The following is a 15,138-nucleotide window of genomic DNA, read 5'->3' on the forward strand; positions in this document are numbered from 1 at the left end:
GCGCCGCACGCCCGCGGGGCGTTATTCGCAGCCTTCCCCGAAGCGCTCCCGGACCGATGCCGCCGCCTCTTTGACGAAACGGTCCATGAGAACGGCCTCCATGCTGAAATCCGGGGGCAGCTTGCCGGTGGTTTTTTCTTCCTCGATCACGAGCCGCAGCCCGGTTTCGTTGACGCTCCCGTCCTGCGGGATGCGCTCGAACATGTGGTATTTGGTGTCCCACAGGGAGGGATCCATGTCCCTGTCGAGCCCGTGGCCCGAAGCGGCGACGATCCGCATGGTCTCGCGGTAATTCTGGTTCATGAAGCGGTAGGCGCGGATCAAGGCGCGCAGCAACCCCGTGAGGCGGCCGGGCTCGTTGCGAACGACGTCTCCCCGGGCGGCGGTGATCCTCACCGCGTAGCCCTGAGGGTAGACCTTCGACAGGTCCGCGAGCATCGGGTAACCGTCTTCGACCATGCCCCACGCATCCTGCAGGATGATCATCGCCGCGTCCGCCTCGCCGGAATCCAGCACCGGCTGTTGAAAGCCCCGCGAGCGAGAGCCCTTGACGACCCACTGGACCATGGAGTCGGCGTCGAGCCCTTCGCGGCGGAAGAGCGCCCGGACGAACCGGGTATCGATCCCGTCGGGCTCCCGGACGGAGATTTTCTTGCCCGCGAGATCGTTCAGAGAACGGATGCCCCTGGCGCGGGCGGCGATGAAAGCGTAGGCCGGGCTGTTGAGCCAGCCCCCGACGATCTTGAGATCGGCTCCCTGGCTTTGGGCGGCGCACACGAGGTAGGGCTCGGGATCGAGCCCGATCTCGTACTCCCCCCGGATCATTCCCTCGATGGTCCTGGCGTCGCTGCCGCTACAGAAGAACTCGCACTCCCCCGCGCCCTCCTGCTCGAAGTACCCCCGCGCCCGCGCCACGATCGGCGCGACGATGTGAAAGAGATGATGATGTCCGGCGGAAAGCAGCCATTTTTTTCCGCTCATGGGATCTTCTACCCTTCCCGCGCTTTTCCGGCGCCCTCGGCCGGAAATTACGCGAACCCCGGAGACCTTCCCGGAGCGCCGGCTTGCGGGAAGGAAGTTTCCCGAAGGATCCGCTCTGAGCGGCCGGCGCCCGACGGCTTGTCCGCGGACAACCTGATCACCTTCACCTTCACGCAAGCGTCCATCAATCCGGCCATCGGATCGATCTGGCTGAGCCCGTACGGGACGAGCGAGTTGAAGTGGATGCCCCGGCCGCGGGCGGCGCGGCGCGCCTTCGCCCACTGCCCGAAGCAGGAGGCGATGCCGACGACCTCGGGATGAATGCACTGGGAGACTCTGGCGATGGCCCGGGCACGCGCGCCCGCCGGCGTTTCCAGCTCCACGAGATCGCCGTCGGCGATGCCCCGCGCGCGCGCCGCCTCCGCGCTGATCAACAGGTTGTAGGCGTACGGGTGGTGCTCGGCCAGCTCCGCCAGCCATGGATTGTCCTGGGTCATGTTGTAGCTGTGGAACGGGAGCTTGTAGTTGACGGCGATGAGATCGTATCCGGATGGAGCATGCTCTTGCGCCGCGCAGGGATGCCACGAAGGCAATGCGCGGAAAGACCTGCAGTCGATTTTCAGGCCGAACTCCGCCGCCGCCTGCTCGAGCTGAGCACCGGTCTCGAGCAGAAACTCGAAATAAATCGGGACGCGCGGGAGCCTCTTGAGCGCGCGCGGAAACCGCTCGGCGAGCGTCCGGGGAAAAGCGACGAAACCTTTTTCGCGCAGCGTCTCCAGCCCGTACTCCGGGCCCAGCGTCGAGCGGATGTGACGCTCGAGGATCTCCTCGACGGAAGGGACCGGCGTCGCCTCCAGCCGGTACGGCTCTTTCAGCCCCAGGCCGGAATTGAAGCGCTCGATGAAAGGCTCGAGCCTGTTCAGCCGCCTCGCCAGCTCCATGTAGACTTCCACTGGATGCCTGGCTTCCGTTTTCTCCGCGAGCACGGGCTGGCGCAGGGTGTAATACCAGTGATCGCCGTTGACCCAGCCGCGCATCGAGTTCACGGAAAAATCGAGCCGCTCCGCGTGCTGCCGAAGCGGCAGGACGACGTCGGCCAGCTCTGCGGTCTCGGTCAGCTTGTCGCCGAGAAAAACAACCCAGCGGAACCGTCCGATCGCCTCGGCCAGGGTCTTCGGCCCGGCCCCCGACATCATCACGTTGAAGTTGTTCAGGATGAGAATCTCCGGCTTGTAGGGCAGCAGATCGGGGCGCTGAACCAGGCTGAGACCCATCATCACGGTTCCCATCGCCCGCCCGGTGGGAAAGAGCTCGCGCAGGTTGATCGTCTCGGGGGCGCGCGGCCGGCCGGCGGGGTAGGAGCGGACCTCGCCCGGGCCGACGACCAGTCCTTCATCGCTTTCCTCGACGCGCGGCTTTTCGCCGGGCCCCAGAAGATTCGTGCTGAGACAACCTCCCGGAACGTCCAGGGCACCGACGAGAACGTTGAGCATGTGAACGTTCATGCAGGCCCACATGCCGAACTGATGCGAGGAAAGACCGCGGCTGTCGCAAAAAGCACACACCGGCCGATAGGGAAGCGTCTGCCCTTCGATCGTAACCGTGCCCCCGATCATCGCCGATTCGCCGAAGGTCCGGGCGAGGCGGCGGATCGTTTCCGGCGAAACCGTGGTGATCTCCGCAACCACTTCGGGCGCGTAGTTTTTCTGCAAGTGCTCCCGGAGCGCGGCGAGCGCGGGCTTGCAGGCTTTGCCCGCCACCGTAAATTCGCCCTCGAGCGCCGGCGCCCGGACGGCGTCGAAGGCGCAGGCGTGCCCGGCGAGCTCGTCCCAGACCAGCGGCCTGGCCGATCCCTCCTCGCGGATGTAATGCCCGTCAGCGCCGATCAGGTAAGGCGCGTTGGTCTGGTTCCGCAGGAAGTCCCGGTCGAAGACGCCCATCTCGTTGAGCAGGACATGCATCATGGCGAGGGCAAGCGCTCCGTCCGTGCCCGGGCGGATCGGTACCCACTCGTCGGCCTGAGAAGCCACCGGGCTGCAGATCGGATCGATCACGACCAGCCGCATCCCACGGCGGCGCGCTTCGGCGATCTCGCGCGCGGCGCGCATCGCATCGTGGTTGACCGCGCCGCCGCGCTGCGCGCCGAAGAGGAGGAGGTAACGGCAACGGGGCACGTCGATCTCGACGTGCATGGTGCCGTTGATCAGATAGCAGGCGTCCACGTGCGTGGCGAAAACCGGCCCGCCGGCGAAGTTGGGCGTCCCGAAAGTCCTGGCGAAAGCGCCGACGCAGCTTCCCACCCAGTCCGGTTCGCCGACGCCGCGCAGGATCACCAGCTTGCGCGGGTCCTCGGCCATCACCCGGGCCAGTTTCGCGGCCACCGTCTCCATCGCCTCATCCCAGCTCAGCTCGCGCCACTCTGGATCGATCCCGATGCCTTTTCGCGGATTGGTCCTGATCAGCGGCCGCCGAGGACGGTCGGGATCATAGATGCTCATGATGGCGGCGAGGCCTTTCGCGCAGATTCGCCCGGCGTTGTGGGGGCTGTCCCGAAGCCCCTCGATTTTCACCACCACGCCGTCCTTGCGGCGAACCCGAATGCCGCAGCAATTCGAGCAGACGCGGCAAACGCTCGGGATCCAGATGTCCTCGCCCGCGCCAGCCGATTCCACGCCTTGTCCCGGAGTCATAAATCCTTTACCGCATATTGCCGGTATGGCCGAGGGAGTAGCGGCCGGGCTGCGGCCAGACGCAAAGGCCGTGCGGTTCCTTTTTCACCGGGATCGTTCGAACCGCCCCCGTGGCGGTATCGACGGCGTAAACGGCGTCGTCAAAGCGGCTCGACAGCCACAACGTTTTCCCGTCGATGCTCACGTTCCCCATGTCGGGGCTGCCGCCGCCGGGAATGGGCCACGTGTTGACGACTCTTCTCGCGGCGAAATCGACGACCGACACGCTCCCCTTGCCCCCATGCGGCCCGAAGACGTGGTGCGAGCCGCGGTTGGCCACGAACAGCTTCGTCCCGTCGCGGCTCACCGCCAAACCATGCGCGCCCACGCCCGTTTCCACGAATCCCACTTCGACAAGCCGATCCCCGTCGACCACGAACAAGCCGTCGGCCTTCATGTCGGCGACGTAAAAAAGCCGGCCGTCAGGAGACAGGCGGATGTCCTGAGGCATCCCTCCCCTGGAAAGCTTCAGATAACCGGTGACCTTTCGACCGACGAGGTCGATCCTGGCGAGCGTCCCGGCGAACTCGCAGGTGAAAATCGCATAGCGGCCGTCGACGGAAAAATCCGCATGATTGATGCCCCGGCAGTTGGGCACGCGGATACTGAACTGGAACGCCATCGTCCGCGGGTCGCGGAAGTCGAGCCTTTTAAGCGCCTCTGCGACAACGATCGCGAACTGACCGTCCGGCGTGAAATACATGTTGTAAGGGTCGTCGACGGGAATCGATTTGCCGGGCTTGCCCGTTTTCGGGTCGATCGGGGTCACGCTCCCATCCTTGCGTCCTTCGGCATTGTTGTTCACCCAGAGGGTCTTCAGATCCCACGACGGAATGACGTGCTGCGGATGGAGGCCGGCGCGGAAGCGATCCACCACTTTGAAGCTCGCCGGATCGATCACCGCCACCTCGCCGGACTGGCGGTTGGGCACATAGACGCGCACCAGCGCTCCGGCCGCAACCGGGCTCAGACGATCTGCCCGGATCTCGCTGTAGATATTCTGCGGGTCGACTACGGAAGGCATTCCAGGCAAGGTTTGGATCGAGCCGGCCCCTGGAGCTCGATCCGACGCCCCGGGGGCAATCGACGCGAGCCCCAGCGCGAGCAATGCCAATGCCGGGACTTTCATCGCACGACGACAAACAGCGCTGGCCCTGTATCTCACGGGACACTCCTCCTGCCGGTCACGACAGCTTGCTCGTCACTCCCCCGGCGAAGCACCGCGTCATCTCCGGGAGCCACGATGGTCGGATAGATGAACTCGAATCTCTGCAGTCCGGGCGAGATGGTCGTGTGCCCGGGCCCAATCGAATCCGAGCGCTCTTCGCTCGCCTCGGCGGCCCGGCGATGGTTTTCGGCGACGCCACCGGACGCGAATCGGGAAACCAGTTGCCGGACTCGATTTTGCCCACCGCTACGGACGGGTCGCGGCGCCTTCAACCCGTGACAGCCGCTCAGTTGCGCGGCTCCCGTTTCTGCCGTCACGTCGCGCCGGCGTCGTTGGAAGGCACGGCAAATCGGAGCCGGCGCGACACCATTGGGCATCCTTTCCCTGCGGCCGGCGCGGAATTCTACCCGACTGAAGAGGATCCATAGAGCAGCAATTGTGCCAACCCGACCGGCTGGCGGGAGCGCACCCGCCGTCGACCACGTTCTCGCCTCTCCCCGGAGCGTCCGCCCTGCGGTTTGTTTTTGCAGCGAGCCCTTTCGAAAAGCATCGCCTGCGCCGTTGCCAAATCTCGGAAAAAAAGGGGCCGCAATTCCAATTGGTAAGAACGGGGGTCGAATCGGGTGGCCCGCCCGAGGCGAATGCGTGATCGCTCGAGCGGCGCGCGGTGGCACCCGAATTGCTCGTGCTATCGACGGGCAGGAAAAGATCTCGGGAGACACGGAGCGATGATGGAGATACTGACGATCGTCGGGACCGCCGCGATTTCCGTCCTCTGGATGGTGCTGAGCATCGTGGCTTACGCCAGGCTCAACGGCTATCGCACCAGGAGGCTCACACGGTGCCCGGAAACGGGAGGGATAACCGTTGTGGGTCTCGAACAGGACGGCGAGCCGTCGTCGGAAGGCGCGGTGAATCTCCGGGTGCAGAGCTGCCGACTCTGGCCCGGAAGAAAGAATTGCGAAAGGGGTTGCGTGGCGAGCTGCAGCAGGACCTGGGGAAGTCATGGATTCGACCTGGCCTCGCTGATGCCGCTCGAGCCTCGCGCGCGCTGAGGGAGTCGCCGGCTATATAAGAGTTGCCGGGTTTTCCGGTTCCCGGTTTTTACTTTGAGCCCTTCATTCGAACCTTGAGCCGCTCCAAAGCGGCTCACGCCAGCCCGGTTTGGCAGCGCAGACGTTTTCATGCCGTACGCCGATCTCCGCGATTTCCTGAACAAGCTCGACCGCTGCGGGAAGCTTCACCGGATCGGCAAGCCGGTCGACAAGGATTGGGAGATCGCCGCCGTGACGAAAGCGGTTTTTGAGGCGATCCCCGAGCCTCGCCGTCCGGCGCTTCTCTTCGAGCGAGTGGCCGGCTTCGACATCCCCGTGGTCGTCGGCGCGCTCGGAGCTTCGCGGGCGATCTACTGCCTGGCGCTCGAATGCGAGATCGGGAAAGTCTACGAGAAGTGGGCCGAAGCCGAGCGCTGCCCCGTGCCTCCGAAGCGGCTCTCGGCCGGCCCGGTTCACGAAAACGTCCTGCGCGACGACGAGGTCGATCTCCGGCGCCTTCCCATACCCACCTGGACCGTCGGAGAAGACCCCGGACCCTACATCACGTCGGGCTGTGTCATCACGCGTGACCCCGAATCGGGAATCAGAAACGTCGGAACGTACCGGGTCCAGCTCAAGGGGCCTCGCAAGCTGGGCCTCTTCATCAACTATCTCCAAGGCGGTAGAGAGCACGTCGAAAAGAACAACCGGCTCGGCCGCGCCACTCCCGTCGCCATCGTCGTCGGAGCGGACCCGGTCATCGGTCTGGTTTCGGTAACGCGGCTCCCGAAGGATCTGGACGAGCTCGCGGTTGCCGGAGCCTTGAGAGGAGCACCGGTCGAGGTGGTCCGCTGCGTGACGTCCGACCTCGAGGTTCCGGCGACTGCCGAGTTCGTGATCGAGGGAGCGATCGCGGCGAACCAGCTCGAAGACGAAGGTCCTTTCGGGGAATACACCGGCTACATGGGGCCGAGATCGATGTCCTACGTGGTGGACGTCGAGTGTCTCGCCCACAGAACCGGCCCCGTTTTCCAGGCCCTCACGAGCCAGATGCCGCCCAGCGAGTCGAGCTGCATCCGCTCCATCGGCAGGGAGTCGGCCCTGAAAAAGCATCTGGCTGCGGATCTCGGCCTGCCGGTGGTCGACGTTCATCTGTTCGAGGCGGGCGGATCGGCGGCCTATCTCGTCATATCGATGAAAAAGAGCCATCCCGCCCACCCGCGCATCGCCATGTGCGGCGCGTGGGCGTTCGCTCCTCAGTTCGGCAAGATCACGGTCGTGGTCGACGACGACATCGACGTTCGCGACCCGGACAGCGTCAATTGGGCGCTCGCGTTTCGCGTCCAACCGGACAGGGACACTTTCGTCATGTCCGGCACCGCTGCGGTCCAGCTCGACCCGTCCCAAGCGCCCGAGGACGTGCTGCAACAGGATCCGTCGCGGCGGCTTTCCTCCAAGCTCGGCATCGACGCCACGCGCAAGCATCCGTTCCCGGCGGTTGCCGCGCCTCCGAGGGAGCACCTCGATCGCGTGCTGCGGGAGTGGAAAAACTATGGTTTCTGAACGGCCGGACGGCCGCCAGCCGCGCTTCCCGCTCCCATGAAGTGCTGCATCGACGTCGGGGGAACGTTCACGGATTGCCTGGTGCTCGATGACCGGGGGCGGCTTCACGATTTCAAGTCGCCGACCACCCCCGCCGATCCGACGATCGGTCTTGCCGGCGTCCTCGAAAAGGCGGCCCGCTCGTTCGGCGTGGAGCTCTCCCGCTTCATGTCCGACGTGCGCCTGCTGATCGCGCACGGCACGACCCTGTCCACCAACGCCCTGCTGACCGGCAAGACCGCCAAAGTAGGCCTGCTCGTGACCAGGGGCTTTCGCGACACCATCGAGATGCGCCGTGGTTATAAAAACGTCCACACCTCGCGCTTCAATCTCTTCGTGCCGCCCTACCGGCCGCTCGTACCCCGCTCGCTGCGGCTTCCCGTCGAGGAGAGAACGCTCTGCACGGGCGAAGTCCTCACCCCGCTCAGGGAGGAAGACGTCCGGGCGGCGGTCGACAAATTCAGGCGGGAGGGCGTGGAGGCGGTCGCGGTTTGCTTCCTGCACAGCTACGCCAATCCGCTGAACGAGCGGCGAGCCGCCGAGATCTGCCGCCGGGCGATGCCGGGCGCGTACGTCACGGCCTCGCACGAGGTTCTCCCGGTCTACCGCGAATACGAGCGCTTCAGCACCACCGTCGTGAGCGCCGCGGTGGGGCCGATCACCACCCGGTACCTCGACGCGCTGCGGCGCCGGCTCCGGGAAATCGGGTTCAACGGCACGCTCTACGTGGTTCAGGGAGGCGGGCTGGTCCAGTCCGTGGAAGAATCGGTGCGGCGCGCCGTCTCGCTGGTCAACTCCGGCCCGGCGGCGGCTCCCTCGGGCGCAATCCGGCTGGGACAGGCTGTCAACCGCGACGATCTTTTTTCCGTGGACATGGGAGGGACGAGCTACGACGTCTGCTTGATCCGGGGGGGCGAGATCCCCGTGACCGACCACAACTGGGTGGGCGACGAGCACGTCGCGCTGAGGATGGTCGACGTTCCGAGCATCGGCGCCGGCGGCGGCAGCATCGCGTGGATCGACCCTCTGGGGCTCTTGCGCGTCGGTCCGCAAAGCGCCGGAGCCGACCCGGGGCCGGCGTGCTACGGAAAGGGCGGGAAGCTCCCGACGGTCACCGACGCGGACCTGCTTCTGGGCTATGTCCCGGCGGACTATTTTCTCGGCGGGGAGATTCCGCTGAATCCCGATCTGGCCGGGCAAGCGGTCCGTGCCGTGGCGGAGCCTCTGGGGATCGACGTCCCGGCCGCTGCGATGGCGATCTTTGCGACCGTCAACTCGCAAATGGCCGACAAGATGAACGAGATCTCGACCAAGCGAGGATACGACCCCCGCGACTTCGCTCTGGTGGTGGGCGGCGGAGCGGGACCCGTACACGGGGCTTCGGTCGCGCATCTGCTCGGGATTTCCACGATCATCGTCCCCTGCTACGCCGCGACCTACAGCGCCTTCGGCATGCTCAACATGGAGGTCGGGAAGAGCTTCGCCCGCTCTCTGGTCGCCCGCCAAAGCCTTCTCGATCTCGAGCGGCTCAACCGGTTGCTCCGGGAGATGGAGTCGGAAGCTCTCCGGTTCATGCACGATATCGGGGTCACGCCCGAGCAGACCACGCTCCAACGATCCCTCGAGATGCGTTATCTCGGGCAGTTCCAGCAACTGGAGATCGCGGAAGTTCCCGGCGGCGCAATCGGTCCGGCGGAGCTGCGCCGGATCGTTGCCGCTTTCCACCGGCGGCACAAGGAGCTGTTCACCTTCGCCATGCCCGCGCGCGAGGTGGAATTCCTGAACGTGCTCTTGAAAGCTACGGTTCGCCAGGAAGCCGTCGAGCTGGCGGAGGTCGCCCCCGCAACCGGCGGGGCGGAGCGCGCGCTCAAGCGCAGCCGCCGCGTCCTCTGGGAGGTTACCCGCGGTTACGAGGAGACCCCGGTGTACGACGGCAGCCGCCTGGCCGCCGGCCACCGCATCGGCGGCCCGGCGATCATCGAGGAGCCCGCGACCACCGTCGTCGTGCCCCCGCAGTACGCCTGCGCCGTGGACAGGACGAAGAACTACGTTCTTTCCCGCGTTTCGAGCTGATCCGGGGAAGCCCGGGAGAAAGGGAAGCCGATGGCCGGACCGATCGATCCGATAACCCTCTCCACCGTGTGGCACTCCTTTCAGAGCATCTGCAAGGAGATGCGCTACGTCATCGACCGCACCTCGCAGAACTACCTGATCGCCCAGCTCCACGACGTCTCCGTGGGCATCTGGGACGGCGCGGGGCGCACCGTGGCGGTCCCGATCGGCCTGTCGGTTCAGTACCTCGGGGGCAAGCTCTCCGTCCAGTACGTGCTCGAAAAGTTCAGAGGGAAACTCGGTCCCGGAGACGTGATCCTGGTCAACGATCCGTACGACGGCCATTGCTGCCATCTTCCCGATTGGGGCTTCTACCGGCCGATCTTCTATCGCGGCGAGCTGCTTTTCTTCACGTTCTGCCGGGCTCACCAGATGGACACCGGCGGCGCCTATCCGGGCGGCTATTTCCCGAACGCCTACGACATCCACGCCGAAGGTCTCCGCATCCCGGGCATCAAAGTGATGGAAGGCGATCGCGAACGAGAAGACGTCATGGAGCTGATTCTCGAAAACGTGCGCTGGCCCGAGGGGACGCGCATCGACAACTATGCGCAGATCGCCGCGACCCGCCTGTGCGAGCAACGGGTCGTCGCCCTGCTCGACAAGTACGGCAAGGACACCGTGCTCGCGGCTGTCGAGGAGATGATGGCGCGAACGGAGAAGGCGGTGCGTGCGGCCATCGAGAAGATTCCCGACGGGACCTACGACGGCGAGGCGGCGACCGACGACGACGGCACGGAGCTCGACGTGCCGGTCTGGGCCCGCTGCGAGATCACGATCCGGGGCGACACGCTCAGGGTCGACTTTTCGAAAAGCGACCCCCAGCGCAAGGGCTTCGTCAATTGCGTCTTCGCCTCGACCTACAGCAACACGCTGTCGGCGCTTTTCATGTTCCTCGACCCTGCGCTCGCCGAATATCACAACGAAGGAAGCCTTCGGCCGATCACCGTCTACGCTCCGCCCGGCTCCGTTTTGAACGCACGCTACCCCGCAACGGTCGGTGCTTCCCCGGTGAGCATGGGCCACCAGATCATCGAAGCGGTGGCGAGCGCGATGTCGAAAGCCGTGCCGGAGCGGGCGATCGCCTGCTGGGGCAAGCGCTACGGCCATTACATCTTCGGCAACGATCCGCGCACGGGCGAAAAATACGTGGTGACGACCTTCGACACCGACGGAGGCGCGGGGGCCGTCCGGGGACACGACGGATACGAAGGCGCCACGTCGATCGGGGCTCTGGGAGAGGTCAACCGGGGAAACGTCGAGGAGATCGAGCTGCGATTTCCCTGGCGTGTCCGGCGCTGGGAGTTCGCCGAGGATACGGCCGGCGCAGGCGAATGGCGCGGCGCCTCGGGGATCCACTGGGAAGTGGAAAACGTCGGGGGCGAGGCGGGAATCGCCACCGGCAGCTCCGACGGCGAGATCGTCAGGGCTCCCGGTGCGCTCGGAGGCGAGCCGACGCCCAACTCCCGCTCCTGGCTGATCCGCGGCCAAGAGCGCCGGCCGATCCGGGGCCACCGCCTCTATCAGCTCGAGCCGGGAGACGTCATCGTCAAGATCAGCGGCGGCGGCGCCGGGGTGGGCGATCCGGCGCGGCGTGATGCGGAAAAGGTTCGCGCCGACGTGGTGAACGGATTCGTGTCGATCGAGAAGGCGCGGGAAGTCTACAGAGTGGCGATCGACCCCGAAACTCTGGAGATCGATCGGCGGTCGACGGCCGCGCTTCGCGCGACCGCGAAGCCCGTTTAATTCAGTGCGGTATGTGGACATCGTATCCCGGTCGCTCCTGGCGCAGACGCCGAATCCCGTTGCTTCGCGCCGTTCAAATGTTCAGGAAGTTCCAGGGTTCAGCGTGGAAAGCGGAAACCCGGAACCCGGGAACCGGCCGGAAACCGTTGTTCTCCGGTCCCGGCCCACGTTCGATCCGCGACTACCTGCGAATGAACTCCTCGGCAGTTTCTGGCGGCCTGTTTTCCGGTTCCTGGTGTTTTCGATCGAACTTTTGAACCGTTTGCACTTTTGAATTTCCGCAACCGCCGCCCCCGGGCGGCGACACGTTATGGCGACGGTCTTCGTTGCATTGTCGGGCGGAGTGGACTCGTCGGTTGCTGCGGCCGTTCTCAAGGACGACGGCTTCGACGTCGTCGGCGGCCATATCACGTGCTGGGACGGGTGCGAGCAGGGCGAGGAGCGGCGCGATGCCCGGCGCGTTGCGTTTCACCTCGGCATTCCTTTCTTGACGTTCGACCTCAGAAGGGAATACAGGGCGCGAGTCTTCGACTCCATGGTTCGAGAGTACGCCGCGGGCCGGACGCCCAACCCCGATGTGATGTGCAACCGCGAAATCAAGTTCGGAGCGTTTCTCGAGCGCGCGCTGAGGCTCGGCGCGGATTACATCGCGACCGGCCACTACGCGCGGCTGGAGCGCGGCGGCGGGATCGGCCTGTTCGAGGGAGCGGACAAGCAGAAGGACCAGTCCTATTTCCTCTGGTCGCTCGCCAAACCGCAGCTCGAGCGCTCGCTGTTTCCCCTGTCGCGCTGCACCAAGTCGGAGGTGCGGCGGATGGCGCGACAGTGGCGCCTTCCGACGGCGGAGAAGAAGGATTCGCAGGGACTCTGCTTCGTCGGCAAGGTGAGCTTCGGCGACTTTCTTCGCGAGCTCCTGCCCCGGAGGCCCGGACCGATCGTCACCGCCGACGGCACGCGGATCGGCGAGCACGATGGTCTGGCGTTTTATACCATCGGCCAGCGGCACGGCCTCGGGATCGGCGGCGGAGCGCCCTACTACGTGGCCGCCAAGCAGCCGGAAACCGATACTCTGGTGGTTGGCGTCGGCCCCGGAGATCCCGTCCTCTACAGGAAGGAGATCGTGGTGAGCCAGCTCAACTGGATCTCGGGATCCAGGGAAGGGAGGTACGAGGTGCGAATTCGCTACCGTCAACCGAAAGTGGCCGCGGTCGTCGAGGCGGGTCCGTGGGGAGTGCGCGTCGTTTTCGACGAGCCCCAACGGGGAGTGGCCCCGGGGCAGTCCGCCGTCTTTTACGATGGCGAGCAGGTGTTGGGCGGCGGAATCATCGAGTATTGACCGTGGATTCGTACCTGTGTCGGCGCCGCATCATGGTGGCTCGGGCCGAGCTTTTTTTGGCCGGCGGCCAGGTGAGATTGCCAACCGCCAGCCGCTGCGCTCCGTTCAGGCCGCGCCGCCAGGAGGGCGCGGTTCGGTAACCGGGAGAGAAGGCGTCTAACCTCTTTCGACCAGCAAAGCCAGCGCTTCTCCGCCGCCGATGCAAAGCGCGGCGATTCCGCGGCGCTTCTTGTACTGCACGAGCGAATGGACAAGGGTGGTGAGGATCCTCGCCCCGCTCGCGCCGATGGGATGCCCCAGCGCCACCGCCCCTCCTTTGACGTTGACCTTTGCCGGATCGAGACCGAGCTTGCGGTTGACCGCGATCGAGGCGGCCGAGAACGCTTCGTTGATCTCGAAGAGATCGATGTCGTCCGCGGTCAACCCGCATCGCTCGAGAAGCTTCATGATCGCGTCCGCGGGCGCGATCGTGAACCACTCGGGCTGCCGGGAAAAACCGCTCCACGCCACGATCCGGGCGAGCGGATCCAGCCCCAGTCCCGCTGCCTTGTGCTCCGCCATGACGATCAGCGCCGCCGCTCCGTCGCTTACCGACGAGGCGTTTCCCGCCGTCACGGTCCCGTTCTCCCGGAACGCGGGCTTCAGCGCGATCAGCTTTTTCGGATCGAATTTCTGAAGCTCCTCGTCGAGGCCGACAACCCGCTCGTTCCCGCCCTTCTCGGCCACCCGGACCGGGACGATCTCCCGCGCAAAGCCGCCTTGTTCCTGAGCCGATTGCGCGCGCGTGTAGCTCGCGATCGCGAACTCGTCTTGCTCCGCTCGCGAAATGTTGAACTCCTCAGCGCAGCGCTCGGCGGCCTCGCCCATGTGGAAGTCGTTGTAAACGTCCCACAGCCCGTCCTTGATCATGCTGTCGATCAGGGCACCGTGGCCCATGCGGTAGCCGCTGCGGGCCTTTTCCAGGAGATAGGGGGCATTGCTCATGCTTTCCATGCCACCCGCCGCCACCGTCTCGGCGTCACCGCACTGGATCGCCTGCGCCGCAAAAATCACGGCCTGCAGCCCCGAGCCGCAAACCTTGTTCACGGTGACGCAGCCCACCGATGGAGGAAGCCCCGCGCCGAGGCCCGCCTGACGGGCGGGGGCCTGCCCCTGACCGGCGGCGAGCACGGTGCCCATGATCACCTGATCGACCTCGCGCGCCGTCAGGCCGGCGCTCTTCACCGCCCCCGCGATGGCGACGCTCCCCAGACGCGGCGCCGAGAGCGGGGCGAGCGATCCGTTGAAGCTCCCGATCGGCGTTCGCACCGCGCTGACGATTACGGCCCGGCTCATGATTTCCGGTTTCCGGTCTCCGATTGATCTCCTACCAGCGAACGTCTCGGCAAGTCAACGAGGTTTCGAGACGAACGCCTTTCGGAGTCTGGCGTGCAGGAAGCGCAGAATCTCGACGTGTTTGCGCGAGTCGCGGATCATCGCGTTGCACAGCATGCTGAACAGCCCATGATGGTAGCGCCGGCTCGTGCTCAGCAGGTGCTGGCATTGCCGGATTGCTTCCTGCTCGAGCCGGATGAAGTCCTCCGTGGTTTTCAGGAGCTTTTCGCCTTCGCCGCCCAGCTCGTAGAAGCCCTCCGCGACTTCGGGCGGTTGGGCCGCCAGACGGTTTCTCAGCGCCGAGTCGCTTTTCAGCATGGATATGATCATGCGGTTGACCGCCTGATGCCGCTCCTCGTCTGCGAGAATGAGGCGCAGCAGGAATTTGATCAGCGGGTTGGCGGAGCTCCTCGCCGCTTCGCGGTATATCTGAATGAACTTTTCTTCGTGCAGCTCGTGCGCCTGAAACTCCGTCATGAGCCGCTCGATGGCGGAGAACTCCGGGGACTCGGGGATGCCCCACTCCGCAGAGTCGATCGTTTCGCGTCGGGCAAGGCGCGACGAGGCCGGCTTGGGCATGATACACCCCCTTTTTCATTTCAAGCTAGCAAGGCGCAAGCCAAGAACTTTGCGCCGTCTTGCGTGGGCGACGTGCACCGCTGATCTGAGATTTGAGAATTCCACCCTCCGGGTTTCTTATTGCTGGGAATCGAAGACGGCAAGGAAGTGCGTTCCCGAGGGAAAACGGCTCGTCGCTCGCGGCACACAACTTGCTCTTCCGCGGGAGCGACAAACGTCCGGCGTCCTGGCTTTCGGGTGTTCCGTCCAGCGCGCGCAGTGCGAAGTTCCAGCACCCTGGACGCAGGATCCGGGACGCCGGACCGAGGGGATCGATGGTAAAGGCAGCAGAAGCTTCCAAAAGCAGCTATCAGGGCCAGATGCATCTTTTGCAGAAGGAGCTGATGGGGCGGTATTTTGAGCGGCTTACGCGGGCGGCGGAGAGTGGGGAGGGGCAGGCGGTTTACATGCTGATCAGCGGCAATCCGGTGGAGCTGA

Annotated in this window: 10 protein-coding genes; 5 read left to right on the forward strand and 5 right to left on the reverse strand. The window is 65.2% G+C overall.

Annotated elements, in window-relative coordinates; translation table 11 throughout:
- Window positions 1–21: 21 nt before the first annotated feature.
- The 3 genes from VNN77_15370 to VNN77_15380 are packed head-to-tail and all read right to left on the reverse strand — an operon-like array spanning window position 22 to window position 4,734.
- Window positions 22–981 (reverse strand): ABC transporter substrate-binding protein, encoded by a 960-nt coding sequence (locus VNN77_15370; GenBank protein HXG52776.1) that lies wholly within the window; start codon window positions 979–981, stop codon window positions 22–24.
- Window positions 982–1,028: 47 nt separating this feature from the next.
- The gene (locus VNN77_15375) at window positions 1,029–3,653 is read right to left on the reverse strand and encodes a molybdopterin-dependent oxidoreductase (protein HXG52777.1); all 2,625 of its coding nucleotides are present in this window, start codon (window positions 3,651–3,653) and stop codon (window positions 1,029–1,031) included.
- A gap of 25 nt (window positions 3,654–3,678) precedes the next feature.
- A complete protein-coding gene (locus VNN77_15380) occupies window positions 3,679–4,734 on the reverse strand; it encodes a beta-propeller fold lactonase family protein (GenBank protein ID HXG52778.1) in 1,056 nt (351 codons plus the stop codon).
- Window positions 4,735–5,606: 872 nt separating this feature from the next.
- On the opposite strand from VNN77_15380, the gene VNN77_15385 reads away from it, so the two are divergent.
- The 5 genes from VNN77_15385 (at window position 5,607) to mnmA (ending at window position 12,708) form a co-directional block, all read left to right on the forward strand.
- On the forward strand, window positions 5,607–5,933 hold the full coding sequence (locus VNN77_15385; GenBank protein ID HXG52779.1) for a hypothetical protein: 327 nt from the start codon (window positions 5,607–5,609) through the stop codon (window positions 5,931–5,933).
- Between the two features lie 129 nt (window positions 5,934–6,062).
- Entirely contained in the window at window positions 6,063–7,475 is a 1,413-nt protein-coding gene (locus VNN77_15390) for a UbiD family decarboxylase (GenBank protein HXG52780.1), read from the forward strand.
- Between the two features lie 36 nt (window positions 7,476–7,511).
- Window positions 7,512–9,587 (forward strand): hydantoinase/oxoprolinase family protein, encoded by a 2,076-nt coding sequence (locus VNN77_15395; GenBank protein HXG52781.1) that lies wholly within the window; start codon window positions 7,512–7,514, stop codon window positions 9,585–9,587.
- Between the two features lie 30 nt (window positions 9,588–9,617).
- Window positions 9,618–11,372: a hydantoinase B/oxoprolinase family protein gene (locus tag VNN77_15400; GenBank protein ID HXG52782.1), complete on the forward strand. Its 1,755-nt coding sequence runs from the start codon at window positions 9,618–9,620 to the stop codon at window positions 11,370–11,372.
- Window positions 11,373–11,682: 310 nt separating this feature from the next.
- Window positions 11,683–12,708 (forward strand): tRNA 2-thiouridine(34) synthase MnmA, encoded by a 1,026-nt coding sequence (mnmA, locus tag VNN77_15405; protein ID HXG52783.1) that lies wholly within the window; start codon window positions 11,683–11,685, stop codon window positions 12,706–12,708.
- A 156-nt stretch (window positions 12,709–12,864) separates the two neighbouring features.
- On the opposite strand, the gene VNN77_15410 is transcribed toward mnmA, so the two are convergent.
- Window positions 12,865–14,043: an acetyl-CoA C-acetyltransferase gene (locus VNN77_15410; protein HXG52784.1), complete on the reverse strand. Its 1,179-nt coding sequence runs from the start codon at window positions 14,041–14,043 to the stop codon at window positions 12,865–12,867.
- Window positions 14,044–14,097: 54 nt separating this feature from the next.
- Entirely contained in the window at window positions 14,098–14,661 is a 564-nt protein-coding gene (locus tag VNN77_15415) for a hypothetical protein (GenBank protein ID HXG52785.1), read from the reverse strand.
- Window positions 14,662–15,138: the final 477 nt, after the last annotated feature.

The organism is Candidatus Zixiibacteriota bacterium (genome assembly GCA_035574315.1).
GTDB lineage: Bacteria > Desulfobacterota > Binatia > UBA9968 > UBA9968 > DATLYW01.

What these genes read in the sequence shown, in the direction of transcription:
- mnmA (HXG52783.1), top strand. Translation starts at nt 11,683, where the DNA reads ATGGCGACGGTCTTCGTTGCATTGTCGGGCGGAGTGGACTCGTCGGTT.
- VNN77_15410 (HXG52784.1), bottom strand. Translation starts at nt 14,043, where the DNA reads ATGAGCCGGGCCGTAATCGTCAGCGCGGTGCGAACGCCGATCGGGAGC.
- VNN77_15370 (HXG52776.1), bottom strand. Translation starts at nt 981, where the DNA reads ATGAGCGGAAAAAAATGGCTGCTTTCCGCCGGACATCATCATCTCTTT.
- VNN77_15400 (HXG52782.1), top strand. Translation starts at nt 9,618, where the DNA reads ATGGCCGGACCGATCGATCCGATAACCCTCTCCACCGTGTGGCACTCC.
- VNN77_15385 (HXG52779.1), top strand. Translation starts at nt 5,607, where the DNA reads ATGATGGAGATACTGACGATCGTCGGGACCGCCGCGATTTCCGTCCTC.
- VNN77_15395 (HXG52781.1), top strand. Translation starts at nt 7,512, where the DNA reads ATGAAGTGCTGCATCGACGTCGGGGGAACGTTCACGGATTGCCTGGTG.
- VNN77_15415 (HXG52785.1), bottom strand. Translation starts at nt 14,661, where the DNA reads ATGCCCAAGCCGGCCTCGTCGCGCCTTGCCCGACGCGAAACGATCGAC.
- VNN77_15380 (HXG52778.1), bottom strand. Translation starts at nt 4,734, where the DNA reads ATGCCTTCCGTAGTCGACCCGCAGAATATCTACAGCGAGATCCGGGCA.
- VNN77_15390 (HXG52780.1), top strand. Translation starts at nt 6,063, where the DNA reads ATGCCGTACGCCGATCTCCGCGATTTCCTGAACAAGCTCGACCGCTGC.